This is a genomic window from Streptomyces sp. NBC_01237 (genome assembly GCF_035917275.1).
Taxonomy (GTDB): domain Bacteria; phylum Actinomycetota; class Actinomycetes; order Streptomycetales; family Streptomycetaceae; genus Streptomyces.
On sequence record NZ_CP108509.1, the window covers coordinates 679101 to 706043 of the forward strand.

At 69.0% G+C, this 26943-nt stretch carries 16 protein-coding genes and 6 pseudogenes; 6 read left to right on the plus strand and 16 right to left on the minus strand.

Annotated features, from left to right (window positions below):
* Positions 1–217 precede the first annotated feature (217 nt).
* From OG251_RS39570 to OG251_RS39605, 8 genes are all read right to left on the minus strand, one after another.
* Complete coding sequence (locus OG251_RS39570; RefSeq protein ID WP_326682099.1) at positions 218–766, minus strand: class F sortase; 549 nt, start codon at positions 764–766, stop codon at positions 218–220.
* A 167-nt stretch (positions 767–933) separates the two neighbouring features.
* Positions 934–2577, minus strand: coding sequence for a DUF4331 domain-containing protein (locus OG251_RS39575; RefSeq protein WP_442818455.1), 1644 nt, complete (start codon positions 2575–2577; stop codon positions 934–936).
* A gap of 237 nt (positions 2578–2814) precedes the next feature.
* Entirely contained in the window at positions 2815–3363 is a 549-nt protein-coding gene (locus tag OG251_RS39580; RefSeq protein WP_326682101.1) for a hypothetical protein, read from the minus strand.
* Positions 3364–3473: 110 nt separating this feature from the next.
* Positions 3474–4802 carry a hypothetical protein gene (locus OG251_RS39585; protein ID WP_326682102.1) on the minus strand — a complete coding sequence of 443 codons (1329 nt, stop codon included), beginning with the start codon at positions 4800–4802 and terminating at the stop codon, positions 3474–3476.
* A 63-nt stretch (positions 4803–4865) separates the two neighbouring features.
* On the minus strand, positions 4866–5009 hold the full coding sequence (locus OG251_RS39590) for a hypothetical protein (RefSeq protein WP_326682103.1): 144 nt from the start codon (positions 5007–5009) through the stop codon (positions 4866–4868).
* 28 nt (positions 5010–5037) lie between these two features.
* A complete protein-coding gene (locus OG251_RS39595; protein WP_326682104.1) occupies positions 5038–6690 on the minus strand; it encodes a nickel/cobalt transporter in 1653 nt (550 codons plus the stop codon).
* Complete coding sequence (locus tag OG251_RS39600; RefSeq protein WP_326682105.1) at positions 6687–8039, minus strand: tetratricopeptide repeat protein; 1353 nt, start codon at positions 8037–8039, stop codon at positions 6687–6689. The genes OG251_RS39595 and OG251_RS39600 overlap by 4 nt, the downstream gene beginning before the upstream one ends.
* Before the next feature lie 100 nt (positions 8040–8139).
* Positions 8140–9780, minus strand: a complete 1641-nt coding sequence (locus OG251_RS39605) for a DUF4331 domain-containing protein (protein ID WP_442818456.1) — start codon at positions 9778–9780, stop codon at positions 8140–8142.
* A 1156-nt stretch (positions 9781–10936) separates the two neighbouring features.
* On the opposite strand from OG251_RS39605, the gene OG251_RS39610 reads away from it, so the two are divergent.
* Positions 10937–11188 (plus strand): hypothetical protein, encoded by a 252-nt coding sequence (locus tag OG251_RS39610; RefSeq protein ID WP_326682107.1) that lies wholly within the window; start codon positions 10937–10939, stop codon positions 11186–11188.
* Between the two features lie 102 nt (positions 11189–11290).
* Positions 11291–11443 (plus strand): annotated as a pseudogene (locus tag OG251_RS45100) (IS1380 family transposase); the annotation flags it as partial.
* Between the two features lie 210 nt (positions 11444–11653).
* On the opposite strand, the pseudogene OG251_RS39615 reads toward OG251_RS45100, so the two are convergent.
* The 7 genes and pseudogenes from OG251_RS39615 to OG251_RS39645 all read right to left on the minus strand — a co-directional run.
* Positions 11654–12007, minus strand: a pseudogene (locus OG251_RS39615) (recombinase family protein); the annotation flags it as partial.
* Positions 12008–12146: 139 nt separating this feature from the next.
* Entirely contained in the window at positions 12147–14318 is a 2172-nt protein-coding gene (locus OG251_RS39620; protein ID WP_326682108.1) for an NACHT domain-containing protein, read from the minus strand.
* Entirely contained in the window at positions 14318–14737 is a 420-nt protein-coding gene (locus OG251_RS39625; RefSeq protein ID WP_326682109.1) for a hypothetical protein, read from the minus strand. Before OG251_RS39625 ends, OG251_RS39620 begins: the two co-directional genes overlap by 1 nt.
* 210 nt (positions 14738–14947) lie before the next feature.
* Positions 14948–15286: pseudogene (locus OG251_RS39630) on the minus strand (recombinase family protein); the annotation flags it as partial.
* Positions 15287–15932: 646 nt separating this feature from the next.
* Positions 15933–16376 (minus strand): hypothetical protein, encoded by a 444-nt coding sequence (locus OG251_RS39635; protein WP_326682110.1) that lies wholly within the window; start codon positions 16374–16376, stop codon positions 15933–15935.
* Between the two features lie 143 nt (positions 16377–16519).
* The gene (locus OG251_RS39640) at positions 16520–17416 is read right to left on the minus strand and encodes a Tn3 family transposase (RefSeq protein WP_326682111.1); all 897 of its coding nucleotides are present in this window, start codon (positions 17414–17416) and stop codon (positions 16520–16522) included.
* Complete coding sequence (locus OG251_RS39645; RefSeq protein WP_326682112.1) at positions 17416–19515, minus strand: Tn3 family transposase; 2100 nt, start codon at positions 19513–19515, stop codon at positions 17416–17418. The genes OG251_RS39640 and OG251_RS39645 overlap by 1 nt, the downstream gene beginning before the upstream one ends.
* A 127-nt stretch (positions 19516–19642) precedes the next feature.
* Between OG251_RS39645 and OG251_RS39650 the strand changes: the two are divergent.
* Positions 19643–20914 (plus strand): annotated as a pseudogene (locus OG251_RS39650) (IS1380 family transposase); the annotation flags it as partial.
* 170 nt (positions 20915–21084) lie between these two features.
* Here the strand turns inward: OG251_RS39650 and OG251_RS39655 are convergent.
* Positions 21085–22508: pseudogene (locus tag OG251_RS39655) on the minus strand (IS701 family transposase).
* 343 nt (positions 22509–22851) lie between these two features.
* Between OG251_RS39655 and OG251_RS39660 the strand changes: the two are divergent.
* The 3 genes and pseudogenes from OG251_RS39660 to OG251_RS39670 all read left to right on the plus strand — a co-directional run.
* Positions 22852–24558, plus strand: a complete 1707-nt coding sequence (locus OG251_RS39660) for an IS1182 family transposase (protein ID WP_326682114.1) — start codon at positions 22852–22854, stop codon at positions 24556–24558.
* Positions 24559–24718: 160 nt separating this feature from the next.
* A complete protein-coding gene (locus tag OG251_RS39665) occupies positions 24719–25246 on the plus strand; it encodes a DUF6584 family protein (protein WP_326682115.1) in 528 nt (175 codons plus the stop codon).
* A 103-nt stretch (positions 25247–25349) separates the two neighbouring features.
* Positions 25350–25853, plus strand: a pseudogene (locus OG251_RS39670) (transposase family protein); the annotation flags it as partial.
* Positions 25854–26943 lie beyond the last annotated feature (1090 nt).

Below are 26943 nucleotides of genomic sequence, written 5' to 3' on the forward strand. Positions count from 1 at the left end.
AAGGGAACGATGCACGGCAACTGGCTGAATCGACAGGAGCGGCGCGACGTGTGTGGCAGCTCCGCCTACTCGCCACCTACCACGCGGCTACCAGGGGCGGATAATTGGTTTGTCCAAGGGCCTCGGTTGGCGCGAGGCGTGCTTCCGTATCTCGCTGACCTGAGAATTTCTTCGATTCGGGCGGTTCATGCCACGTCACCCCGCTCTCGCTGCTGGTTCACGCTTCGGGAGCGGGGGCGGCGTAGACGACGAGGTTGTCGCGGTACTCGCCGCGTGCGCGGTCATAGGTTCCTGAACAGGTGATAAGGCGCAGGGCAGGCGGCCCGGTGGTCGCGTAGACCTGGCTGTCGGGAAGGGTGTCCTTCTCGTACTGACGCAGCGCCTGGACGATGAAGGTGACGCTGGTCCTGTCATCGCGGGCCAGGATGACTTCGTCGCCCGGGCGGAGCGTGGAAAGGCCGTGAAAGGCGCCGGGGCCGGTGGTGGAGTCGACATGGCCGACGACCACGGTCGCGCCCGGGCCGCCCGGCCGCGGACCGTCGCTCCACCAGCCGATCTGTGAGGGGTCTGGGGGGACACCGAGGTGGCCGTCCTGCTGGACCCCCAGGCCGATCAGGGGCTGGTCGAGGCCGATGGCGGGTATGCGGATCCGTATCGGCGGCGCCGCGTGCCCGCGTTCGGCGGACGCAACGGCCTCTGTGGGCCCGGTGTGCACCGGCACCGCGCCTATGGCGAGGGGTCCGGGCGTCCGAGCGGGTTCTGTCAACAGTTCGGACACTCCGCTACAGGTCAGGGCTACGCCCAGGGTGACGGCCACCGCACCGGCAGCCACCTTGGCCTTTCGACGGTGGAGTGGGAGCTGTGCACCGAGGCTGTGGCGTGGTCGTCCGCCCCGCCATGAGCGGGGCGGACGACCGGAGAAGAGCGGGCTGCTCATGCCTGGCCGGTGCGCCGTCGGCGCAGGGCCATTGCTCCGGCGCAGGCCAGCAGTGCGCCGCCGGCGACGGCTGTGACGGGCACGATGGGGAATCCGTCGCCGGAGACGAGGCCGCCGAGGCCCGCGCCGACGCCGCCGTCGGGGTGGAGGGAGTCGGCCTGGTTGACGGCCGCGGTGTTGGGGAGCGCCACGTACGGGAAGGAGTCTCCCGGCGAGCGGTAGGGGGTGTCGACGGCGTCACCTGCAGCCAGGGCGGGCACGATCTTGCCGGTCTGCGCGGCGCCTTCGAGGGCCTGGAGTGCGATGTCGACGACATCGTCGTTGAGGCGGCGGCCGTTGGGGAAGCCGGCCAGGTCCTGGCCGAGGACGCCGAGGCGGTTGGGCTTGGCGGCCGGCGGGACCGACATGTTCAGTCGCAGCTCTTCGGCCGGGACCACCCCGGCCTTGGCGACGTCCGCGTTGAGCCGTTGCGAGTTGAGGTCGGCCTTGATGGGGCCGCATTCCTTGCAGATCCCGGTGAGGAAGATCTCGACCAGGTCGTTGCGGGGCGCGGCGGGGGCGGGAACCCCGTAGATGTTCTGGATGAGCTTGGGAACGATCGGGTCCTTCACCTTGTCGACGACGGGTGTGACCGTGGCGTCCTTCTCAGGGCTCAGCGCGTTGAAGGCGTCCTTGTACTTCAGCGGCACGACCACTTCGTTGACGAGCGGGTTGCCCAGGCGCGAGACCTGACGCCAGCCCTCTTCAGCACCCTTTTCGCGTGCGCCCTGCGCGTCCGCCGCCTTGGCATCCCCGGCGCCCTCGCTGCCTGCGCTGGCGAGGGTTGCCCCTCGGCGGTCGGTCGTGGACCACACACCGATCACGGGGTTGCGCGTGGCGTCGCCCTTGAGAGCTACGGCCTTCTTCGGCACCTGGATGGCGACGGTGTTGACGTTGTAGCCGGCGAGCGTGTTGTGCCCGGTTTCCTTCAGGTCGCCGCCGTAGAGGAGGTCGAAGATCCGCAGGTCGAGGAAGAAGGGGTCGGATGCCTGGCCCGCGTACGTCTGCCCGCCGTCCGGCAGTGGAAGCACGGCCTGCTTGCGCAGCGAGGCGTAGTCGGGCATTGACGCCTTGCCGACGTTGGAGGGCGCTGCGGGCGCGTCCTTGAGGAGCGTCTTGGGCCTGCCGTCGCTGTCGGTGACCGTGAGGCTGTAGGTCTGGCGGAAGTTGAGGGTCTCGTCTTTGAGCGACTTCACGGCGCCCGTGTTGTAGAGGAACTGGTCGGCGTTGTCGCGGATGTGGTCGGTGAACACCCACGTGTAGGTGGTGTCTGGTTTGCCGTTACCGTCCGCGTCGATCTTGATGTTGTAGCGGGCATCGCTGGCGAACGGGTAGAAGTTGGGCCCGCCGTTGGGTTCCTGGAAGGGGATCCAGTTCGCCACCAGGGTGACGGTGTCGGGCTTGTCCGGGCTGGTGAAGGCGTAGACGTCGGTGTTGTCGGCCCGGGGGTCACCTGCGGTCATCGGCGCCTCGCGGTGGCTCGATGCCGAGCTGGAGGCGGGTGCCAGGCCGGTGACGGCGGCTGCGGTCGCCAGGGCGAGGGCGCCGGATGCGGCGAGGGTGCGTTCGGCCCGGCGTGAGGCGGACCTTCGTCGGGGCATGCGGGAGGAATGCATGGGCCATCCGTTTCCGGTGAGGGCCTCCTGCCTCCGCGGGGTGAGAGCGGGGCGGGCGGCTGCGAGGTGCGCGCCGAGCGCCACACTGGCTCGCAGGAGCTCGCCCTGATCGGCGATGATCGCGCGATAGAAGTTCCATGATGTGACGCTGGGCCTCCATCAGGTCACCATGCGTACGGTGCGCCCGCAATGACGGCTGAGCCGAACGGGGCCGCGCACCCGTCAAGGCGCGCTGTGGCCGGCCGGAATCGCGGAGTGGTGCGAGCTGCAGGCGTAGTGGACCTCTCCGGCAGTCGCAACGGGCAGGGAACGCAGGGCGTGCACGATGTCGGGCCAGGTGGCGAGATGTGCGGCGACGGCGGGATCGGCGCCTTCGAGGAACGCGAGATGCCTCACGGCGTGCGCCACGACGTGGCCGATCTCCAGGTCCGGTGGGGCCGGATGGCCCGGCCGGGGGGAGCGGGCGATCACGTGCGGCTCGGGGAGCGGGATAGCGGGCCGGTCCGGGTCGGGGTCCGGATGGACGAGGTAGGTCAGAACGATGCCGCCGTCGCGGGTGGCACGCCAGCTGGTCGAGTGCGCCATATGCAGTTCGTCATGTTCGCCCAGGCGTGCGAGGCGCCTTGCGGTCCGGTCGGGGCCAGCACTCCTGCCCAGCGCCGTGATCAGCCGGCGATAGGCGAATCCCTCGGTCGGATCGTGCCGCAGCAGCAGCGCTTCGACGGCGACGGGCGGCGACGGGTCCGGTACTTCGTGCGGGGCGAGCGGCATCGTGCGCGACTCCAACGTCGGCGGGGCCCGGAGGGGTGGTTCCCACGGCCGATCTTATTGCAAAAGATATGCAAGTGTGCAAATCATCCAGCAAGGGTGCCAGGTGGTTTCTACGTCTGCGGGCGGGAGTCCGCCTCCAGGCCATCGGTCTCCTCCTCCCACCGCCATTCGCTGCTCTCCGCAGTGTCGCGCAGCCGGACGCCGCCGGCTGCCATGGCCTCGCGCACCTCGTCCGCCAAGTCGTAGGCGCCATCCGCACGCAGCTTCGTGCGAAAGGCGAGCAGGGGAACCAGGATCCGGCCGAGGGTGTGCTCCGGCTCGCTCAGACCGCGCCCCGCGGCCCGTGCGAGACGGCGGATCATGCCGTGCAGGACCGTGCGGGCCCACTCCCCGCCCTGGTCCTCCTCCATGTCGGCGCTCCACTCCGCGATCACCGACTCCAGCTCCACCGCCACCTCTGCCATGGTCGCGGCGTCCCGCGCCTGCTGGGCAGTGTCGAAACGTAACTCGGCTGCCGCGACGGCCTCCTGGAGTGTGGCCGCGCCGCCCGTGGCTGCCGTTGTGGTGCTGTGCCCGTCGGCAGCAGGGCGACACCGTGGAGATACCGCTCCGGACTCCCTGCCTCCCACCAGGCCACGCAACTGCTCCAGGGACAGCGTGCTACCGCCGGGCACCGGGACACTGACTCCCCGCCTCCGGATCGTCATGGCCCCCCGCCCCCACACACGTACCAACGACGTGTCGAGATCGACGATGACCGCCGTATGCTCATCGATCCCGAGGACGGCGCTCTCGACCGGCAGTTCGTGCTCCAGGGCAGCGAGGCGGGATTCGCCCAGGTAGCAGAAGCGGGTGTCGTGCGTGCCGCCCTCGGTATTGTCGTAGTGCGGGATCACCGCGACCGGCAGGCCGAGCGCCCCCAGCAGATCCAGCCCGGTGAGCCACGCGGGAGGATGCCCGGCCTTGTACACCTCGTAGACGGGCAGCGCCGCGAACCCCACCGTGCACGCAGCCGCGGAGGCCATCACCGTCACGCCGTACCCACGCCCCACCCGCTCGCGCAGAATCTCGCCGAGACGCAGGGTGCGCCAGCGCCCCAGCGCGTACGACGGGCTGCCGGGTCCGGAGAACACCCAGTCCGCCCTTCGCACCCGGTCACGCATCCTGTCCGCGTCGCCATCGCCCGACGTGCCGCTCGAAGGCCTATCGGCGAGCGTGTCCGGAGCGACCACCGTCGTGAAACCCACTGAGCGTCGGAAGTACTCCTGGGCACGGATGGAGATGTCGGCGCGGTTGACCTGGAATCCGTAAGGTGCCTCCAGGATCACCCCATCGGCGTCACTGCCCAGGTGGGCGACGAGCTCCCGGTGCAACGTGACCATGGTCGGGCTCGTCTCGCCCGAGCCCATCAGTGCCAGAACTCCCCGTCCAGAGTTCACGCCCACCCCGCCGCCTCCGCTCAGGGTGAGCGGACCCCTATCCGTACCCGGGGCCCGTCTGCCTCATGCCGCCGCCGATTCCCGGACACTGACATCCACGTACGAGCGGGGAGGACGGCTCTCGGCCTCGCTGCGGTTGCGCCTGGACGAACTCCTCCAGTCGATGTGGACGTCCAGGAGCCCGACCGTCTCCTCGGGGCGTGGCATCACCCCACTGCTCGGACCCCCGCCGGAGCTATCCGTTTCCCGTCGCCGCCCGCAGGGTCAGGCCGAGGCCCACGGTGATGACGAGGAGCGAGGTGATGACGGGGCCGGTCCGCGCCAGCTTCCTGAGCAGGGGGTTGTGACGGAGAGTCCGGGCCCGGCCATGATTCTCGATCCGTTCGCGCAGGCGGACGAGGAGAAGTCCGGCGAGGGTGAGGGTCGCGGCCATGCCGAGTCCATAGCCGATGACGAGGAGGATGCCGAAGGCAGTACGCCCCAGGGCGACGGCACCGAGGAGGACGACGAGGGCGGAGGGGCTGGGGACGAGACCGCCGGCGATGCCCATGCCGATGAGGCCGGACCTGCTCGCACGCCGGGCAGTTCGAGGAACCGTTGGCGTGCCTGACGGGTGGTGCTCGTGGTCCGGCGGGGCGAGGGTCGCGACCGTGGGGTTCACCTGCAGTTCCCCGGCCGGCGCGCTGTCGGGCACGGGGACCAGTGCGGCAGGCCGGTGACGATGCGGACGTTCGGGTCCGTGCGTGTGAGTGTGGTCATGACGGTGGCCGACGTCGCTGTGGCTGTGGCTGTGGTTCGGTCCGTGGTGATGGTGGTTGTGTTGTGGCCTGCCCCTGACGGCGCCTACGAGGAGCCAGAAGCCGATGCCGATGACGAGAAGCCCGCTGGCGGCGCTGAGCCACATCAGGACGGTTTCACCGGCCAGATGGGTGGAGATTGGAAGGGCGAGTCCCAGGACGAGGACGCCGGCGGTGTGCGTGAGGGTGACGGTGGCACCGACGGTGAGGGCGTCCTGCTTGGTGCCGCGGCGGCCCGCGAGGTACGCGGCCATGATGGTCTTGCCGTGTCCGGGCATCGCCGCGTGGGACGCCCCGAGGACGAGGGCCAGGAACAGAGCCAGCAGTCCCACGGGCAGGGTGATCTCGCGGGCCCCGACGAGCGAGTCGAAGACCCCGGTGACCTTCGTGAGCACCCCGCCGATGACGCCCGCACCGGGGAAGTCCACCACCGTCGGCGCGGCGGCCGTACCCTGCCCGGGCTCGCTGCGCAGTGCCGCTGTGCGCTGGTGGATCGGGGAGGCGAGGGGATCCTGCGGGTACTGGCGCAGCTCGCGGGTGGCGGAGGTGGCAGGCACATCGCTATGGGTGATCCTGACGCCCCGCCCGGTGGCGGTCATCTCGCGCCAGCCAATGCGCGCGGTGTCGTAGTCCGTTTCCGCTCGGATGCCGACGCGCTCGGTGAGATCGGCCGGGGCGGTCAGACCGCAGGTGAGGCGGCTGGTCTTCAGGCCGGCTTCGCCGTTCTCGTACACCAGGGTGGCCGATGACGGTTTCCAGTCCGCTCGAGTACCGGCCACGCTCAGGTGGAGCTGCCCGCTCAGGCCGGAACAGGCTCGCGCGGCGTAGGCGCGCGACTCGCTGTCGCTGACGCTGTCATCGTGGTCGGTGTCGATGACGGGGCGTTCCTGGAGGGTTGAGATCTCTGCGCGATCGACCACGACCCGGGCGTCGATCCGGTCGGGCCGAAGGAGGAGGCCCGTGTGGTAATTGACGCTGAAGTTGCCCAGGGGGTGGGCGGTAGCCGCAGAGGCTGACGCCACGCTCGCGACGGCGGCCAGGGTGGCGGCGGCCAGGGTGGTGAGGGCTCGACGCAGGGTGTTGTGGTTCATGGTGTGGTGTCGATTCGCTGGAGCAGGGCACGGGCGGCGTCGGCCTGCAGGGGCTGGAAGCCTGGCTCACGTAGCACTTCGGTCAGGTCGCGGCGGGCAGCTTCTGGATCACCCAACGCGTGGTGGACGACGGCGCGGTGGTACTGAAAGAGAGTGCTGCGGGTGCCCAGGGCGAGGGCTTCCTCGGCCTGGACGAGCGCTTCGGCGTCCCGGCCGGTTCGGTGCAGGGCCCAGGCGTAGGCGTCGTGGACGGCGACGAAGGGGCGGGTGCGCAGGGTTTTTTCGGCCATCGTGACGGCGCGTCGCGGGTTGCCGTGATCGGCTTCGAAGAGGATCGCGTCCGTGTCCGCCGGATCGCCGGCGGCTTCCCGGATGCGGTCCTGGGCGCGCAGGAGGGCGTACTGGTCTTCAGCCCGGTCGCGGTGGCCCAGGGACTGCTCAAGTTCGCCCAGGCCCAACAGGTAGTGCGGCAGGGGGGCGATCGCGATGGCCGCCCGGTAGTCGGCGACGGCCCTGGTGGTGTCGCCCAGTGCCAGTTGGGCGCGGGCCCGGGTCTCCAGGAGCGCCGAATCCGCCGGGGCTGCCCTGAGCGCAGTCTGCGTCCTGGCCAGTGCTGCCCGGGGGTTGGCGTCCTGGAGGTCCAGAGTTGCCAGGACGTTGTGGGCGAACGCCGTGTCGGCCGGGGTGGCCGCCGCCGCCAGGGATCGCCGCATGAGGGCACGGGCCCGGTCGTTGTCCCCCTTCAGCTCGAAGGCGTAGGAGGCACGGGCGAGGGAGGAGGCGTCCGGGCGCAGGTCCGTCATCTTCTGTACGGCCTCGTCGGCTTCGTCGTAGCGGCCCAGCTGGGTGTAGGCGTCGGCGAGGACTCCGTAGGCGGAGGAGCTGTAGGGGCCGCTGGTGGTGGCCCTGCGGGCCCAGCGCAGCGCGGTGGGGAAGTCGTGACGGGCCGCGGACAGGGCGCCCATGGCGACCTCCGCGTCCGTGTTGTCCGTGCTCTGTACGGTGAGTGAAGTCCCCAGCGCCTTCTCGGCCCGGGCGTAGGTGGCCGGGTCGGCGGTGGTGCGCGCCTGCTGGACATAGGCCATTCCCAGGGCGGCCCAACCGCCCGGGTCCCTCGGCAGCCGGGCCACCCGAGCCTGGAGCGCTTCGATTGACCCGCGTGGCGGACCCGCTGGTTGCCCCTGGCCCGCCGGGCGGGAAACGGTGGTCTCGTCGGGTGTCAGCATGACCGCGCCGGCGGCGAACATCGCCGCACCCAGGGCCAGGGTGACCGCGATGTTCCGCAACCGCCGGCCGCCTCGTGACGATGATGGCGGCGTGTCCGTCGGTGCGGTGTGGTCGGGGTACACGAAAGGTCCTCCCCATAGTTCAACGGTGCCGGTGCCCGGGCCGGGCTGCACGCTCCGGTCCGGGCACCGCGGTCGCGGTCCGTGTCCTACTGCGGCCGGTTCAGCTGTCGTCGCCGCGACGCCGAAGGCGGAAGCCGCCAATGCCGAGAAGGAGCGCGCCTCCTCCGGCCAGCACTGCGGCTTGGGTCGTCTTCATGACGGGGCTCGCCGCGGTGTTCTCCATCGAGGACTGCTCGACGTTGCGGCCGGCCGCGCCGGGGCCGCGGTTCACGTTCTTGGTGTGCGGCACCGCGACGTAGGGGAACGAGGTGGCGAACGGGACCTCGTTCGTGTCGACCTTGTCGCCGTCCGCGAGCGCGGGGACGAGAACGCCGGTCTGGGCGGCGCCCTCGACGGCCTGGAGGGAGATGTCGATGACGTCGTCGGCGAGGCGGCGCCCGTTCGGGAAGCCGGCCAGGTCGCCCGCGAGGACACCGAGGCGCTGGGGCTTGGCGGTGGGCGGCACCGCCATGTTCAGGCGCAGTTCCTCCGCCGGGACGATCTTCCGGAGCGCCGCGTCCTTGTTGAGGCGGTGGGCGTTCAGGTCGGCCTTGATCGGGCCGCAGACCTTGCAGATGCCCGTCAGGTAGATTTCGGCGAGATCGTTGCGGGGCGTCTTGGGGGCCGGGATGCCGTAGACCTGCTGGATGAGCTTGGGCAGGATCGGGTCGTACACCTTGTCGACGACCGGCTGGACGGTGCGGTCCTGGCTGGGGTTAAGGGTGTTGAAGGCGTCCTTGAACTTCAGAGGGACGACGACTTCGTTGACCAGGGGGTTCCCTAGGCGGGAAACCTGCTTCCACGGATTCTTGGCGCTCTTTTCGCGGGAGTCGTTGACCGTGACGCCCGCACGGTCAGTGGTCGACCACACGCCGATGACCGGGTTGCGGGACGTGTTGCCCCTGAGGGCGAGCTGCCTCTTGGGGACCTGGATGGCGATGGTGTTGACGTTGTAGCCGGCCAGGGTGTCCTGCCCTCGCTCGCTCAGGTCGCCGCCGTAGAGGAGGTCGAAGACGCGCAGGTCGGCGAAGAACGGGTCCTCGGCCTGGCCCGAGTACGTCTTGCCGCCGCCCGGCAGACCGAAGGTCGCCTGCCTGCGGAGTGCCGCGTAGTCGGGCATCGATGCCTTGCCGGTGCGGGACGGGGCGGCCGGTACGCCCGACAGGACGGTCCGGCTCTTTCCTCCGGTGGTCACGACCAGGTCGTAGACCTGGCGGAAGTTCAGGTCCGGGTCGGTCAGCGAGGTGACCTGGCCGGTGTTGTAGAGGAACTGATTCGCGTCATCGCGGTAGCTGTTGCGGAAGCGCCAGCTGTAAGTGATGTCGGCGACGCCGTCACCGGTGTTGTCGACCTTGATGTTGTAGCGCAGGTCGTCACCGAACGCGTAGAAGTTCGGACCGCCGTTGGGCTCCTCCATCGGGATCCAGTTCGCCACCATCGTGACGGTGTCGGCCTTGTCGGGGCTGGTGAACGCGTACACGTCGGTGTTGTCCGCCCGTGGGTCACCGGCGATCAGGGGCGCCTCACGGTGGCTGGAGGCCGCGCTGAGGCCAGGGGCGAGCGCCATCGCTCCGAGTCCCGCGGCCAGAGTGGTGGCACCGAGCACGAGCAGGGACTGATCCAGGACGCTTCGCGAGCGGGGCCTGAACGGGGAAACCTTCACGGCATTCCTTCTGTCTACTGACACCCCTCCCTTCCGCATGCGTGAAGGCATGCGGAAGGGAGGAGTGGGCTGATGGGGGATGACGTTCGGTACCGCGGCGGAGGATCGCGCACCGAGCGGGCTCACAGCGAAACGGGCGACGGGGCGGCTTGAAGCACGGGCCCGTCTTCACCCAAAGACTGCGCAGCCGTAGAAAAGCACGCCGAAACCCCGCTCGTGCACATCCCCGACCGGTTCCTCCGGTCGGCCTCGCGGTCCATGAAGGATGAATGGGCCGGTGGGACGGCAGAGCGGCGCGGTGAACACCGCGTGGAAATTCACGACGACACGGACGCCGACCGTTGAGCCGAAGGGGTCACGCTTCCCTTATTGCAAGGGTCTCGCAATAAGGGAAGCCGTGAGAATTCACCCTTCCGGAGCAGCAGGCTCAATTGGGCATGCCGGGCGTGCGTGTCGGGTGTCCGTTCCGCACTGCCGGAAGTTGGTGGAGCACAAATCCGCCGCGAGGAACGGGAGAGTTCGAGGAGCCTCTTCCCTTGGCGCTCGCCCCGGATGCCGGATTCATCTACCCGCACAGACCCTTTCCTTGCGGTTCGTGATTCCGTGGCGTGACGTTCCTGGACGCAACTCATTCATGCGTTCACTGGGCCGAATCCAGTCGCGAGCCCGCTCGCGACTCTGGGGCATCCCGATCTGCGTCGAGCATCGTGTGCGCAGGTAGGGCTGGCCTTGCTGTTTCCGTTGCCCTGACCGCTCCGGTGCAACTCCGGCACCTTCGTCCCCACCGGCAGCCTCGGCGTCAACGCCGGACCGAACGCCGGATTCGACATCTGCATCTCCCGTCGGCCTGGCACTTCCACGCCGCCAACATCCTTGTCGGCCGGGCACAGCACATCGGCTCCCCTTTCCAGGAACTGCCAAGTCACCGACGTTGCCCTGCCCCTCAACCGGAGCTGAATGGAATAGGGGCGACGCATCGGCTAAGGCCGAGCCCACGTGAGCTCCGAAGCAGAAGAGCTTCGGGAACTTGGCTTCAGGCGGAAACGTGGCGGGAGATCGAGTACTGCCAGGTTCAACTATGGCTCCAGAAGGATGATTGCGGTGCTGAGCAGGGAGTGGCGGCCTGGTGGTTGATGCTGGGGCTGTAAGAATTCGTGCTGTCCACTACCTGCTACGCCTTCAAGAGGGAGCACTGATGCTTCGTCGTATCGCGTTCACCCTGGCTACCGTCGCCGCTGCCGGCTTCGTCGCCACCGCCCCCGCCGTCGCCAACGACGGGGAGGGCGGCAAGGTCGAAGCCGGATACCAGCACGTCGAGGGCCACCGCGCCAGCGCCGAATACCTGAACCTCGGCGGCCCGTACGGCATCACGTACGCCAACGAGAACAGGGAGCACTTCGAGGCCGAGCGCGGCTACTTCGCCGCCGAGTACCTGCACGGCCGCTAGCCTCGCCGTTTCATTTGGCGTGCGACCAGTTGCTGGCCGTGAACGCGAAAGTGCCTTCCGAGCTAGGACGATGAACCTTGTCGAGGGGTTCTGTCGGTCCAGGTGGAAGGCACTTTCTGCGTGCAGGGTATCGGTTCGCATCCCAGGCTTCATGTCTCTGCTGACGGTGCGGGGGTGGTCGGTCATGCCGGGGCACAGCTACTGGCTGATCTCGCCGATGCCACTGGACTGACCAGCTCGTACTCCACCGCGTTGAGGCCCCGGTGTCCTATCCCTGACCCACGGTGCAAAGTAGCCGCTACAGCTCGAATGTCATCTGACCTGCGGCTTCGAGCGCAGTCCGACGGATTTCAGCTCGGGTGCGTGCGTGGTGGTCCCGGTCGTAGTGCAGGTGGCAGCCCTGGCACATGGCGCGGAGGTTGCCCGGGTCGCAGTTCTCCGGCGTGTGGTCGAGGTGTGCCGTGGTCAGGACGACGGTCGGGGTCCAGCCAAGGTGAGCCCAAAAGCGGCAGCGGGATGATCTTGATGGGATGACGGTCGGGGGGTGGCGACGACGGGCCGGCCGCCGACGTTGCCGCGGGCCCGGCCGGCGGCCAGGCCCTCGCGGGTGCCGGAGACGATCAGCTCGCGGATGAACTCGGCGAGCGCGGCGAAGACGTGGAAGATGAGCCGGCCGCCGGGGGTGGTGGTGTCCAGGCGCTCGTGCAGCGAGGTGAAGCCGATCCCGCGGGCGCGAAGCTCGCCGACCATGTTCACCAGGTCCTTCAGCGAGCGCCCGTAGCGGTCGAGCGCGGGCACCACCATGGTGTCGCCGCTCTGGGGGTTGAGCCAAGGTGAGCCCAAAAGCCGCCACGGGATGATCTTGGCTGAGCCGCTGCCAGGGCTGCCCCACCCTGACACCCCGGCCCGGCCGGCTGCGTCCTGGAGGGTTAGTTCTGCAGAACGGGCAGTTCCCGGATCAGGATCGGTCGTCGGCCCCGGCCTCCGCCGGACGTGCGAGGCGCTCCTGGAGCCGGGCGTGGCGGAACTGGAAGACCGCTCCGGCCTGGCGGAGGACGCCCCGCTCCTGGTGGGCGTCCTCCAGGAACGCCATCGCCCGCCAGGGCAGCCGCCCGGTCAGCGGCAGCCAGACGTGTGCGAGGACCACCCACTCGCCCCAGGCCGTCATGGAGAGGGCCGCTCCGAGACCTCCCGCGAGTGCTGTGAGGAGTGCGAACCGGATGGTCCACACCGGCTCCGCCGTGACGGGGACGCCCCAGAGGGAGCCTCCGAGGAACCCGACGATGAGCCTGCTTCCGACCATCACGGTGACTCCGGCCAGGGGTCCGAGCAGGAGTAGCTGCACGAGCACGTTGTTCCGGTCGGTGGCCAGCAGACCACGGGGCCGAACGGCGGAGTCGGTGTCGATCGGAGTCTCCAGCCAGGCCACGAGCCCGCTCACGAGCCCGAACACGAGCCCGAACTGAGCGCCGTACACCATCACGGCCACCAGCCCGATCTCGAACCAGCGCGAGTCGCCGACCCCCTTTCCCCACAGCCCGAACAACAGCCCGATCCCGGCTCCGCCCGCGAACCCCGCGAGGCTCCCTGTTCTGACCTGTTTGAGGATGTCCCGGACGGACCTGGTGCGCGGCGCTCCGCTCCGGCCGCGGGTGCCGATCCGCATCCGCGAGGGCTCCACCGCCGCCCCTACGAACGCCCGACGGACCCGGTGGGCGAGGCCGAAGAGCAGCGCGGCCGGAGGCCCGTTGATGAGGGCGTCCGCGAGCCCGACCAGGAGTCCTTTCGCGAGCCTGGCGGGGAAGCCCAAGCCGGGACGCGCCGCGAAGACGGTGACGAAGACCGTGTCCACGAGGAAGACGACCGCCCCGACGCATATCCCGGCCGCACAGCCGATCACGGTCATCCGGGCCGACGGGTGCATGGTCGTGCCCAGTTCCCACCATTTGAGGTCGGTCTGCTCGCGCTTCGTGAGGTGCCGGGCGAGATGGCCGAGCCAGCGGGCCGCCCGTTCGGCCTCCCGGGGCCCGTGCCCCCTGGCCCACCTGCGCGGCGCCCTTCGGTCGGGGTGCGGAGAATCCCGCGGATCACTCGGGTAGACCGCCGGCACGAGCGAGTCCAGCAGGTGCTGCTCGATCTTCTCGGGCGTCGGGAAGGCGTTCCGGTTCGCGAGATCGCCGGGATTCCTGTCCTGGTCCGGGTCCTCGTGGACCTTGCCGCACAGCCACAGCAGGAGCGGAACCGACAGGGCCTGGGCCGCGGGGCCGTCCGGGTCCCGGGTCACGGCATCGGTGAGCGGCCGCCAACGGTCCCGCTGTTGCGGGGTGGCGTGGTCGAGCAGATAGCCCGCGACCGCCTCCGCCGTCAGCGGCCGGCCCTCGACCACCGGGGCCGAGCGCAGCACGGGCCCCTTCTTGATCGCCTTGGCGTAGTCGTGGGTCCGACAGGTCAGCACCAGTGGCTCGTGCGCCGGGTAGCCGGAGTTGAGTTTCCGCAGGGCCAGCGGCCGTTCGAGGTCGGGTAGTTCGTCCAGGCCGTCGAGCACCGGCAGGATGCGCCTGCGGTTCAGCAGATCCCGGACCGTCCTGGCGCTCAGGAACGGGTACGTATCGACGATCTGACGGATCAGCCAGGACTTCGGGTGTTCTTCGGCAGGCCGCCAGGAGGCCAGTGGCAGCAGGACCGGGACCCGGTCCCCTCCCTTCATCTGCCGCAGCAGTTCGAGGACCAGCAGGACGGCCATGGTCGTCTTGCCGCTGCCGGCCCCGCCCAGGATGGTCAGGCGCTGCGGTTGCCGCTGGGGGAACGACCGAGCGAAGGAGTCCAGATCCGAGGCGCTTCCGGCCATGGGAGCGCCCGTCAGGTGGTCGTGGTCGCCGAGGTTCCCGCCGTCGGTCATGCGCCACAGAACGGGGATCGGCACCGGGAAGAGGTCCCGCAGCTCGGCCTCGTGGTGCCACTGCTCCCACACCAACCCGGCCAGATGCCGCGTCGCCGACTCCACCGGATCGGGGTCCTTGGTGATGAAGTAGTTGTTCTGGACGTTGTGGTCGCCCTTCACCACCGCGAGGTTGATGACGGTTCCGGGACCGAATCCGGGCCACTGGCCTCCGGCTGCCTCAGTCGTCACTAGGACCCGAAGTGGTTGTGCTGCTCGTTGTTGTCGCCGATCTGCACGGCCGCATTCTCGATGGTGTTCCCGCTCACGGTGTACTTGCCCGCCCCCGGACCGGCGGCCGCCTCGGCCATCCGGACCTGCTCGATGGCCTGTCGCAGCGCCGCGGCGAACTCCGCGTCGCGCGAGGCCGTGTACCTCAAGGCCAGCTCCAGTTGGTCCCGGGTCTCCGCGGTCGGCTCCTCCCGGCCGTCGGTCACCTCCCGCGCCACACTCTCCAGCGCCGGCTCACGGCCCAACCGGGTGGCCACCACCTCGTGCAGCCGGTCCATCCCGGCGTCCAGCGCCTGATCGACCTCCGCATCCGCCCGACCGGACACCCGCCGCGCCTTGCGCACGGCCCACGCGAAGAAGTAGCCCACTGCCAGCTCCACGCCTACCACGTTCGCTTCCTCCATCGGACACGACCATCACGGCGACCATAACTGCGGGCACCCGGTCGCGGGGTGTGAAGCTCCAAACTGTCAGGGGCAGTTGAGCTGGATGCCGATCCCGGTGTCACCGGTCCTCCGGCCGCGTCGTGCCCGGGTGTGAGTAGTTGAGGTACAGGAAATCCCGGTGAGATCGATCTTGCTGGGGTTCGCCTACTCCGTAGGAGCTTTGAGCTGACGGGGGACGGCGTCGGCGCGTAGTTCGCGCAGGTCGGGGATGTGGTTGTAGAGGGTGCCCGGGGAGACGCCGAGGAGCTTGGCGATCGAGGTGATGGAGCGGCCGGGGTCGGGCAGCAGGTCGCGGGCGGCCTTGATGACTTCCTCGGTGGCGACGGTGGGGCGCCCGCCGACGCGGCCGCGCCCGCGGGCGGCGGCCAGGCCCTCGTTGGTGCCGATGACGATGAGTTCGCGGATGAATTCCGCCAGGGCGGCGAAGACGTGGAAGACGAGTCGGCCGCCGGGGGTGGTGGTGTCCAGGTTCTCGTGGAGCGATGGGGAGCGGCGGAGGCTTCGAGCTTGTCGCCGATCCAGGTCGCCAGGCTCTCCCACCAGACGTCGGCCGGGCGGGCCAGCAGAAGGACACGCACGGGAACGCCGGTGCGGTGCAAGGCTGGCTCTTGCAGGAGTCTGCGCAGGTCCGGTGTGGGCCAGCGTTCGGCGTAGTCGACCACCAGCAGGATGCCGGTTTCGATTTCGGGGAGTGAGCTGGTGGCGATGGGGGCGGCGTCGGCTTCGTTGACAGCCGCCTGCCACACTGTCCATCCTGCCTCGCGACTCAGGTCCGCGAAGCGGGCGGCCAGGCGGGTCTTCCCCTGCCCGCCGGGACCGTGTACCAGCCGGATGGTTAGTCTCTCCGCGGGATCCTCGCGCCAGTCGGCCAGTTGGGCGAGGTCGTCGTGGCGGCCGGTGAAGGGCACCACCTGATGTACCCCTCGAAGCAGCCGGGAAGGTTGCTTGGCCAGCACACGGGCGGACACCAGCTGTGGCGCGGTGGGAAAGTCCTCGATCCGGTACGTGGCCTTCCATTGGTAGACGAACTGGTTGTTCTGGGTGCCGAAAGGCCCGATCTGGAGGGCGGCGGGGCCGTGGAAGATGCTGCCGTGCACGCCGACGCCCGTGTTGCCCATTTCAGGGTTGGTCATGCCCGGGGTCCGAAGTGGTTTTCCTGCTGGTTGTGGTTGCCGGCCTGGAAGGCGGTCGGGCCGTGGAAGGTGTTGCCGGACACCAACCCCACGCCACCAGAGGTCGAGGTTGCAGCCTGTTCCAGTAGCTGCTGCAGCTCGGCGGCGGCCCGGGCGCGCTCCTCATCGTCGTCCATGCCTTCCAGCAGGGCCTCGATGCGGGTCTGCCACACGGTCTCCTGCCGCGCTCTAATTCGCTCAACGCTGCCGGCGTCAGCGGCAGCGAGATCGGCAGCACTGCGCTCCAATCGCTCCAGCTCGCCGCGTTCACGCTCCGCATCGCCGCGGCCGAACCACCGAGCCAGCCGACTGCGCACCCCTTCCCACGCGTCGCTTCCCGCTGCCTGCACCACCGCGGCACCCCCTGTCGCGGCCAGTGCCATCAACGCCTCAGGCAACATCTCGTCCCCCTATTGTCGCTCGTGCATGCCAGCCGGTCTGAGACCGTAGCGCCCTACAGGAGCGTGCACAGCTCCTTTGCCCGAAATACGCTCAACCACGGTCCTCGGTTCCCGATTGCCACGATGCCTCGTTTATCAGGGGGTCACTGAGGTACTGGAAGCCCTCGTGTCTCCGTACGCGATCGGTCGGCGAGGTTCGCCAGGGTTCGGGGGTGGGGCACCGTGAGCCCCAGGTCGAGGCGCTTGTCCATGTCCAGGCGGAACGTGCCGTACGGGTTGACGTTCGACCAGAACAGCGCGGTCAGGCCGCGCCGGTCCTCGTCGCTCAGCTTCTTCGCCCATGCCGGTTCGGCCAGGACCTGCTGGATCAGCAGGGTGTTGACGTGCACGAGCGCGGACTGGAGTAAGTGCAGGGCGAGCATCGACGTCTCGGCGTGCTCCTTGTCCGGGCCGGTCAGGGCGCCGTCCTTGCCGTAGTGGAGCACGGTGTTCGCCGAGTTCCAGTTCTCGACGACCTGGAGGCCGCCGTGGATCTCGCGGCGCAGGTCGGGGCTGGCCAGGTAGTCGCAGGCGAAGATCGTGCGTACGGCGCGGCCGAGTTCTTCGAGTGCCTGGTAGGTGGGGTGCTTGGGGCCGCCGCGGGTGAAGCGCCGCAGCACCTGCTCGGCCTCCGCCGTGCCGAGCCGGAGCGCGGTCGCGTACTTCACCATCTGGTCGTACTGCTGCTCGATCAGGTTCCAGCGGATCGGCCTCGTCAGCGAGGCACCGAGCGCGGGCCAGCCGGGCGGGGCATCGTCCGGGCGGTACAGGCGGATGCTGCCGATGTTCTTCAGCCTCGGCAGCAGACGGAAGTTCAGCAACTCGGTGAAGGCGAACCCGACGACGCTCGCGCCATGGGTGTCGACGTAGTTGGACTCGATCTCGGCGTCCGTGCAGTGCCGCAGCAGGCCCTCGATCATCGCCGCGACCTCGGACGACGAACAGCTCTTGAGCTGGGAGTAGATGCAGACGTTCTTCCGCTCGACGTGCCAGTAGATCATCAGCCGTTGCCGCCGTAGCGGGCGTGGTACTCGGTCATGAAGTTCGAGGACCAGGACCCGAACTTCTTCGAGTCCGACGCACACGCGTTGCCTTGACCCCACCAGGCGGCATCCCGGGCGGCGAACGTGCCGTTCACCAGCTTGGTGACGGCCGCGCGGAGGTTGTCGACGGTGATGAAGAGCCGGCGCACGTGCCGCAGTGCGGCCTCGGTCTCGCCGTGCTCGCCGGTCGCCACGATCGCCCGGATGCCCATGTTGGTGCCCAGAGCGAACAGCGCCAGCAGCAGGCGGCGCTGGAGGGTGGCGCGGTCGATGCGCTCGTACGCGGCGACCGAGGAGAACTCGTCGGTGAAGCCGGTGAGGAAGTCGGCATTCTTCAGCACGTCAAGCAGGTCGAGCACGCCCCACCGCCGTACGACCTCGTCCTTGAGGGCCTGGAGGCCGGTGGGCTCGTCCAGCGGCTCCAGCTTCGGCACCGTGATCCACGGCTCGCCCTTGCGAGTGGTGACCTTCACCCCGCCCGCCGAGCCGTCCGCGAGCGCCGCCGACAGCCGGTCCAGACCGTCCGTCATCCGGCGCTTCAGCCCGGTGACGAACTCCTTCGGATCCTCCGGCTGGCGGATCGCGGCGTAGTGCACGGTGCGGGCCGACTCGAAGTCGCCGGGCAGGTCGTCCTCCGGGTTGCGCCACCGCATCCCGCCCTCGACGTAGATCTCCCGGCGCCGGATCGCGTCCCGCAGCGCCACCAGCACGCACAGCTCGTACGGGATGCGCTCGATCTTGCCCTTGTCGTCGACGACCGCCTCGCGCCAGTCCTTGCGGACGACGCCGTCCATCGGCGCCGCGTCGCCGGCGTCGTAGAAGCGCGTCTTGCCGTCGACGTCGGCGTACTTGGCCAGCAGCGCGAGCGCGTCCATCACCGGCCGGTAGGCGGTGTTGTTGCACTTGAAGCCCAGCGTGTTCAGCAGCGGAGGCAGCATCTGCCGGTAGTACGAGCTGTACGACGAGCGCAGCGTGGTGCGGACCTTGGCCTTGAACGCCTTCTCGTTCGCCTTCGCCTCCGCGACCAGGTCGCGCAGCGTCTTCTCACCCACCACCGGGTACAGCACCTTGCGGACGGTCCCCTCCGGCTGGCCCACCGCCGCGTCGGCGAGCCGGAAGAGGATGCCCTCCTTGCCCCGCACCTTCTTCAGCTCCGCCGTCAGCTGCCGCTCCACCCGCCGCTCGGCACGAGCGTTGATCTTGTGGACCAGGGCGACGAGCAGTTCCACGAGGGCGTCAGTGATCTCCGCCTGACGAGACGCGCACAGCGCGCCCAGCAGGGTGGCCCGTACGTCCTCGCCCGCGTCCCGGAAGTCCGAGGGGTACATCTTGATCGCCCGCGCCCGCCACGCGGCCACCAGCTTCTCCGAGCAGTCCGCGAACAGTCCCTCCGGCAAGCCGAGCTGCCGTACAGCGGTCAGCTTGGTGATCTCCGTCAGCAGCGAGTCCAGCCCTACCGCGCCCGGGTCCCGCTTCAGCGAGGCCAGAAGCGCGGTGCCGTCCTCGTTCCCCTCTGCCACCAGGTCCAGCAGACGGCGGGCGCACACCCCTCCCAGGCGCGCGACGGTCTGCGCGCAGAAGACGCGGTCCGCTCGCGCCCGCGCGGCGGCCACGATCCGCTCGATACGGCCTGGGGGCTCGATGCGGTCACTGCGGCACTGCACGAGCAGGGCCTCACGCAGGCGGTCCTCCACCAGCTCCACCGGGCAGACCTCATCGGCGAGCCAGCCGGTAAGCCGTTCCTCGTCGGCGCGCGTTGCCGGGCGGAACCCGAGGGCTTCGCGGATCTGCGTACGGTGCCCCTTCGCCGAGCGGGACGACAGGTCGTACTTCGCCAAGTCCTCCGCCGGCACCTTGACCGCGTCGGCCACGTAGTCGACCGCGGCCTGCGGGAACTCCTCCACGAATTGGGGGAATCGGCCCTCCAGCTCGAAGAACTTCAGCATCAGCACGAACCCGAGCCGGGTCGGACCGGACTTGTTCGCGACCAGCTCCCAGTCAGGGCCCACCGGCGTCCAGCACGCCACCACGTCCTCGGGTGACCACTCCCGGCGCATGAACGTCCCCACCCTCCGTCGACTACTCGTTCGACCTAACGAAGAGGCCGGGCACGAAGCAACGGGGGACGGGCAGAGGGCCGACGGCTACTTTGCACCGTGGGTCAGAGATAGGAGACCGGGGCCGTTGAGACCGCTTCGGCCACGAGGCACTGGTCATGACCCGGGCCGGATCGCGACCGACCTCGCGGTGATGGTGGCTGATGGCGGCGAGGCCATTACGGATCTGGCCGTGCTGCGCGACCAGGGCGAAGTGTTCGGCCCCATCGCCTCGACACCGACTGCCTGGCGGCTGCTGGCCGCCGTCGACGGACGTGTACTGGGCCGTCTGCCCTCAGCCAGGGCTCAGGCCCGCGAAGTGGCCTGGCTGCAGGCGTCCGAGACCCGCTGCGGCATACCGGCGGCGATAGCCGGCGGACAGGAACTGCCCGGACTGGTCCTGGACATCGACGCCACGCTGATCACCTGCCATTCAGAGAAGGACCAGGCCGCACCCACCTACAAAGGCGGCTTCGGCTTCCACCCCCTGCTGTGTTTCCTGGCCAACACCGGCGAGGCCATGTCCGGGCGCCTTCGGCCCGGAAACTCCGGAGCCAACACGGGCGCGGATCACATCGCGGTGCTGGACAACGCTCTCGCTCAGATCCCTGACGCCCACCGGCACGGCACCGACATCCTCGTCCGCACCGACAGCGCCGGATCCGCGAAAGCATTCCTCAGCCACATCCGAGACCTGCGAACACGCGGAATCCGCACCTGCTTCTCGGTCGGGTGCGCGGTCACCGAACCAGTCCGACGCGCGATCCGGGCCCTGCCCGAGCAGGTCTGGCACCCCGCCCTGGACCAGGACGGCACCCTTCGTGAGTCCGCCGAGGTCGCCGAACTGACCGGCATGGCCGACCTTGCCGGCTACCCGGCTGGCACCCGCATCATCGTCCGCCGCGAACATCCCCACCCCGGAGCCCAGCTCTCACTCTTCGACCAGGACGAGGGCCTGCGGCACCAGGTCTTCCTCACCGACACCCGGTTCACCTCCGGCTCGGCCCAGTTCCTGGAGGTCCGCCACCGCCAGCACGCCACCGTCGAGGACCACATCCGGTGCGGCAAGACCACCGGCTTCGGCCGCTTCCCCTCCCGCCACTTCCCGCTCAACGCCGCCTGGCTCGAACTCAGCCTCGCGGCGATCGACCTCCTCGCCTGGACCCGCGTCCTCCTGCTGGACGGCGAACTCGCAACGGCCGAACCCAAGAAACTCCGCTACCGGGTCCTGCACGTCGCAGCCCGGATCACCCGGGCCGGCCGCCGCCTCCGCCTTCGGATATCGGCGACCTGGCCCTGGCGACATGAACTCACGGACGCGTTCCACCGACTGGCCGCACTGCCCCGCCCCGCCAGCTGACCCGCCGCCCCCGCCCACCTCGACTCAAGGACCTCGGAGAACCCGACCCCGCGTCGGGCCCTCACCATGCCCACCGGCCGACACGGACCCAAACAACCTCGCTCAGCCGCCCAGCAACCCCAACTGAAACGACGAGGCTAGCGGTGGTTTGTTAAACCGGGCAGTAGAGATCAAGCGGGTGGCCTGCGCCGACAGCGTTGATCAGTGCTTGGAGTTCGGGTGGTGGCGGCTCGTTGGTCCAGGCTCGCCAGCAGCGTTGGAGGGTGGTCCAGGGGTCGAGCCAGGCCCGGACGGCGCGGATCGCGCGGGGCCAGCTGGCCGGTTGGGGCTGGTGGGGTCTGTTCGTTCCCCCTCTCAGTGGGTCCTGCTGGGGTGGAGGCCGGTGGGACTGCTGGGACGACGGCGGGCTCCTGGTCTGGCAGTCGGGCGAACCAGGTGTCCCAGCAGAAGGAGAACGCGCAGGTGACCAGGGTCTGGTGGCGGCGGATGGCGGTGTCGGAGCGGACCTGGAAGTCGGCCCATCCGAGTTCGTCCTTGATCTGTTTGTAGCTTTGCTCGATCCAGTGTCGAATGCCGTAGATCCGGACGACTTCGTGCAGGTCAGCGGCGGGTTCGGGACTGTCGGCCTCGCGGGGTCCGCCGGGGCGGGGCAGGTCGGTGGCCAGGTACCAGGTGGACTGCGATGCAGCGTAGCCGGATCGGTGGTGGCCACGACCAGGCGGACGTTCCCGTCGGGCCCCCAGAAGCCGAGGGTGGCGTCGGCGGCCCACCAGGTCTCGGTGCGCCCGTCGCGGAAGGTCCGCTCGATCTGGGTCCAGTCTCCGGGATTCTCGGGGTCTGTCCAGGTCAGGGCCCGGGCGGCGTGGAGGGGGGTGTAGGCGTCCTTGCCGTAGGCCCAGCTGCCGTGGCTCGGTTTGAGGGCCATGACGAATGGCAGGCCCGCCGCGTAGAGCTCTCGGCGGAAGCCGTCTTGGTCGCCGTAGGCGCAGTCGGCGGCCACGGCGCGGAAGGCCGTTCCGGCCACCTTGGTGGCGCGGGCGAGTTCGACGGCGATCTGCAGCTTCGTGCGGAATCCGGGGTCCTTCTTGCCTGTCGGGAAGTGGTGAGCGGGGCAGTAGGGCATGGCGTGGAGCGGGTAGTAGAGGTTCTCGTCGGCCCAGCAAGTGGTCACGGTGACGATGCCGTTGTCGGTCTTGCCCAGCCGGCCCAGCCACTGCCGACCGATGTGCGCGGTCGCCTTCCCGTCCTTGCGGTCTCCCGAGTCGTCGATCACCAGTACCCCGCCCGCGTGCGGCGCGGTCGTCGGGTCGGCCAGCAGCAGTTCCACCCGGCGGGCGTTGACCTGCTCGTGGTCCCACGTCGACTCGGACAGAAAGAACTGCAGCCGCTGGACCGCAGCGTGCTGGGCTCCGGCCACCGGCTCGGTGCCGGCCAGGCAGGTCAGAGTCTTGTTGCGGTCCCGCGGCAGCAGCAGTCCCGCGAGGTACTCCCGGAACCCGCGGCGCTGTGCCAGTGTGGAGAAAAGGTCATCGAAGCGGGCGGCGTAGGCTTCCAGCGGGCCCGGAGCGGGCGGACACGGCAGACGACGGGTCATCACAAGCTCCCAGGCAGCGAGGCAACGTTCCTCTGCTACCGGCCTACCGCAGCCCTGACCCGCCGTCAACAAACCACCGCTAGCATTTCGATCACGCCGGTCCATAAAATTGCATGACGGGATTCCATGGGGCTCCCACCTGCGCGGTCTCATGATTCCGACGAGGAAGACAGCGAAAATGGGATTATCTAACAGAGAGGGCGCTTTTCCGATACAGGAGTTCACCAACGGCATGACTGCTAACTTGACTCTGTCGGGGATCTTGGAATTCCTCGGTGCGGCAGCATGATCAACGGGCATGCTCGAGTAGTTCCGCCGGCCGATGCAGCTGTCGAGGTGCCCGTTGTCCCTTCGCCCCCGTTCCGGTGAGCAAGTCCCTTCTCTGACCGCGCGGATCGCGCGGGCGAGCAATCCGGGCGGTACGACGGCGATATGGGTACGCGATCGCCTCGATGGGCTGTGGTGCGACGAGGACTTCGCCGACTGGTACCCACGGGATGGGCGCCCGGGGATCTCGCCTGCTCAACTGGCCACCGTCTGTGTGCTGCAGTTCCTGCTCGGGCTGTCGGACCGGCAGGCCGCCGAGGCAGTCCGCTGTCGCATCGATTTCAAGTACGCCATGGCGATGGAACTGGAGGATCCCGGGTTCCATCACAGCGTGCTGGCCGACTTCCGCGACCGTCTCGCCGAAGGCGACCGCGCTGACCGCCTCCTCGACCTCGTGCTGGCCCGTCTCAAGGAGGCCGGCCTGGTGCGCGAGCGCACCACGCAGCGCACCGACTCCACCCACGTCCTGGCAGCGGTGCGTGACCTGACCCGTCTGGAGCTGGTCACCGAGGCGGTCCGCGCCGCACTCGAAGAAGTCGCCGGTGTGTCCCCTCACCTGCTGGACGAACTGGTCGATGAGGAGTGGGGCCGCCGCTACGGTCGGCCGGTCCGTCTGGGCAGGAACCCCACCAAGCCCACGACCAGGATCTTGACCGCCGGGGACGATGCTGTCCGGCTCCTGGAACACCTCTACCGGCGCGAAACAGGCCCCACGTCCGGCCCCCGCGTCCAGGCCCTGCGCCAGATCATGGTGCAGAACTACCACCGTGACCAGGCAGGCCGACTGCGCTGGCGCACCGCCGAGAAGGAAGGCGGACCCGGGCTGCCGCCCTCGTCCCGGGCAGTCGTCTCGCCGTACGACACCTCGGCCCGCTACGCGAGGCACGGGCGCATCATCAGCTGGAAGGGGTTTGCCGCTCATCTGACGGAGACGTGCGCTCCCGGCGGCCCGAATGTGATCACGGATGTGGCCACCACCGCGGCCACCACCCACGACAGTCAGGTCCTGCCCGGCATCCACACTCGTCTGGCGTGCCGTGGGCTGCTGCCCGCCGAGCACCTGGTCGACGCCGGCTACACGTCCCTGCCCCACCTGGCACAAGCCGCCCGAGAACACCAGGTCACCGTCACCGGACCACTGCCGGGCAATCCCACCCGCCAGCACCGCCGAGGCGAGGGCTTTGCCCGGGACGACTTCCACATCGACTACGACCGTCAGCAGGTCACCTGCCCTCAGGGGCAGGTCAGCGCGGGCTGGCACAGCCCCTATCCGACTTCCTCGCCCACTGCGGCCCCGCTGATCGTGGCCAGGTTCACCAAGAGTCAGTGCCGTCCCTGCCCGGCCCGCACTCAGTGCACCTCCACCGCGGACAGTGCCCGAACTGTGGGCTTTCCCCCGAAAGAACTCCATGACCTGCAACTTCGCGTCCGCGCGGAGCAACAGACGCCCGAGTGGAAGACCCGCTATGCGGTCCGCTCGGGAGTGGAGGGCACGGTCAACGAGTTCGCCCACGGCCACGGAATGCGGCGCTGCCGCTACCGAGGACAGGGAAAGGCCCACATCCAGCACGTTCTGACGGGCATTGCCGTCAACATCGAGCGCCTCAGCGGACTGCCACCGGCCGAAGAAACACCGACGTCCCGCCGACCGACTGCCTTCCAGCACTACCTCGACCAGCGCGAGATACCCCGGCCGAAGTCCTGGCGAACCCTGGGAACCTGACCGGCACCTTCAAGATCCCCGACAGAGTCAAGCGAAGGGCTGTCCCGTAACTGGCAGTGTCCCTTCTGAGTGAGGTTCAGCCGATGCCGTTGAGAGCGAGCGAGTGCTGAGCGACAAAACCAGGTCGACGTAGGTCAGTGCGGTACACGATCATGCGTTCATGCCCCTGAGAGAGACACTTGCCCGAGTCGATGCAGACCTGGCCGCCAGCCGGGTTCCCGTCGCGCGCCAGCGCCTGCGCGGTCTCATCTCGTCCTTCCCGCACGACCTGACACTCCGCCGTCGTCTGGCCGAGGTGTACCGGCTTTACGGCGACGCCGCCGAGGCTGGACGCTGGATGTACCTCGAAGAGGACCGGAATGCCGACGAGACCGCCGCCTTCGAAGCGCGATACGGGTCTCCTGGGTGGCGGATGAAGGCCCTCGCCTGGCACGGCCCTGAGGCGAAGGCCGCCACCGCCTTCTCAGAGGGACAGCTGGTCGCGGTGCGGACCGCCTGCGCCGAAAAGCTAGGACACCCCGTCGACTGGGACGACCCCACCTCCTACGGGGACGATTTGGAAGGGAAGTACGAGGCGCCCTCCGAGCCGTGGACGGTCGGCGGTGTGCTGGCGGGCTTCGGCTGTCTGGTGGCGGCCCTTGTGTTCCTCGCGATCTGGGTGAATGGACTCGTTGCCCTCTTCGGCTGACTCAGGTCACCGGGGCCTACGAGGAGCGCCGCACAAGGTTCGGTGAGACCGTCCAGAGCTGCGGTGAAAGAGGACATCCGGTGACGAGTGAAATGATCTCCCGGTGTCTGGTGTGATCACGGCTTCGGAGCCGTTCTGGATAGCCCCGTTCTCCGGGCTGAGCCCTCGCCTGTTCGGCAAGCTGGTTACCGTACTGCGGCGCGAGGGTGCGGATGCGGTCCGCAGGGGCCAGCCGTGGAGCCTCCCGCTGGAGGACCGGGCTCTGCTGGTCGTGGCTTACTGGCGCACGAACTTGACAATGCGCCAGATTGCCCCGCTCTTCGGGTTGTCCAAGTCGGCAGCGGACCGCATCATCGACCACCTGGGGCCGATGCTCGCGCTCCAACCCCGCAAGCGGTTCACCAAGGACACCGTGCTCATCGTGGACGGCACCCTGATCCCAACCCAAGACCACGCAGTGGCGGAGCAGTCCAAGAACTACAGGTACTCCACCAACCACCAGGTCGTCATCGACGCCGACACCCGCCTGGTCGTCGTGATCGGCCAGCCCCTGCCCGGCAACCGCAACGACTGCAAGGCATGGGAGGAATCCGGCAACCCCGGCGCCGCGTACAGCGACACCCCCAGACGTACACATCCGCCCCGGCCGGGGCGGTGCGACCAGATCGCGCCTCTGGTCGCATAGGGGTGCTTGTGCGGCGGGCCCCGGAAACGCGCTCCGACCTGGAGGACAAGGGGCACCCAGCACCGGCCCGGCGACGCCGACTACTTACCTGCAGAGGGGGCTGCGCGCAGCCGGACCCGTCACCGCCGTCCGATGCGGTGAACCCCCAGCCCGGCCGCCGCAGCCATCGCTGCCGCGTCCGATGCGGTGAACCCCCAGCCCGGCCGCCGCAGCCATCGCTGCCCCCGGCACGTCACACCAGTCACACCGGCCTCAACTCTGGTGTCCTCCGCCCGGCTCTGCCGCCCCGGGAACCGAGGCGGTGTACGGGAGTACCGCACCACTCCATCCACCAGGAGGACCCGCGTGACCGAGACCGTGCACGGCGGCCAGGACCACCACGAGGACCGCATATGCCCGACCTTCGCCGACCCGGAATCGTGCAGCTGCGCCGAACTCGTCCTGGACGAGGTATGGCCCCAGGACGAGGACGCGGCCCGACAAGTGCTCTGCGGCCCTGCCGTGATACCGCAGAGCCGAGTGCGGTATCGCCGCTTGGTCGCGCGGCGGCCGTGGCCGCGTCCGGGGTGCCCTGTCCGGCTGCCGCAGCGCCCACCGGGCGGCGCAGCGCTCCACCAGCCGAGGCGCGACGGTAGGGCGTGTGGTGGTGGTCAGGCGGTCCGGGATTCTGACCAGACAGGCGGTCGCGGGGTGCGTGGCCGTTTGTCCCTCCGCTCATCGCGAACGATGTCGCCGGCCCTGCGACGTCGCTGCCGGGTCGGCACCGGGCGAACATCCGGGCGACCCACGCGCAGGTCGGTTCCTCCGGAATACGGGGAAGGATCGCGATGGCCCGTTCCGAGAAGAGCTTTCGATGACCGAGAGACAGCGGCGGGACTGCTGCCCGAGTAGTTGTCGAGCGAGGGAGCCCATGGGACGCCGAGTCGTCCAGGGGAGACATCAGTGCAGGACGTCGTTCAGCACCGCCGGCCCGTCCTGGTGACCGGTGGTGCGGGATTCATCGGGGGTCATC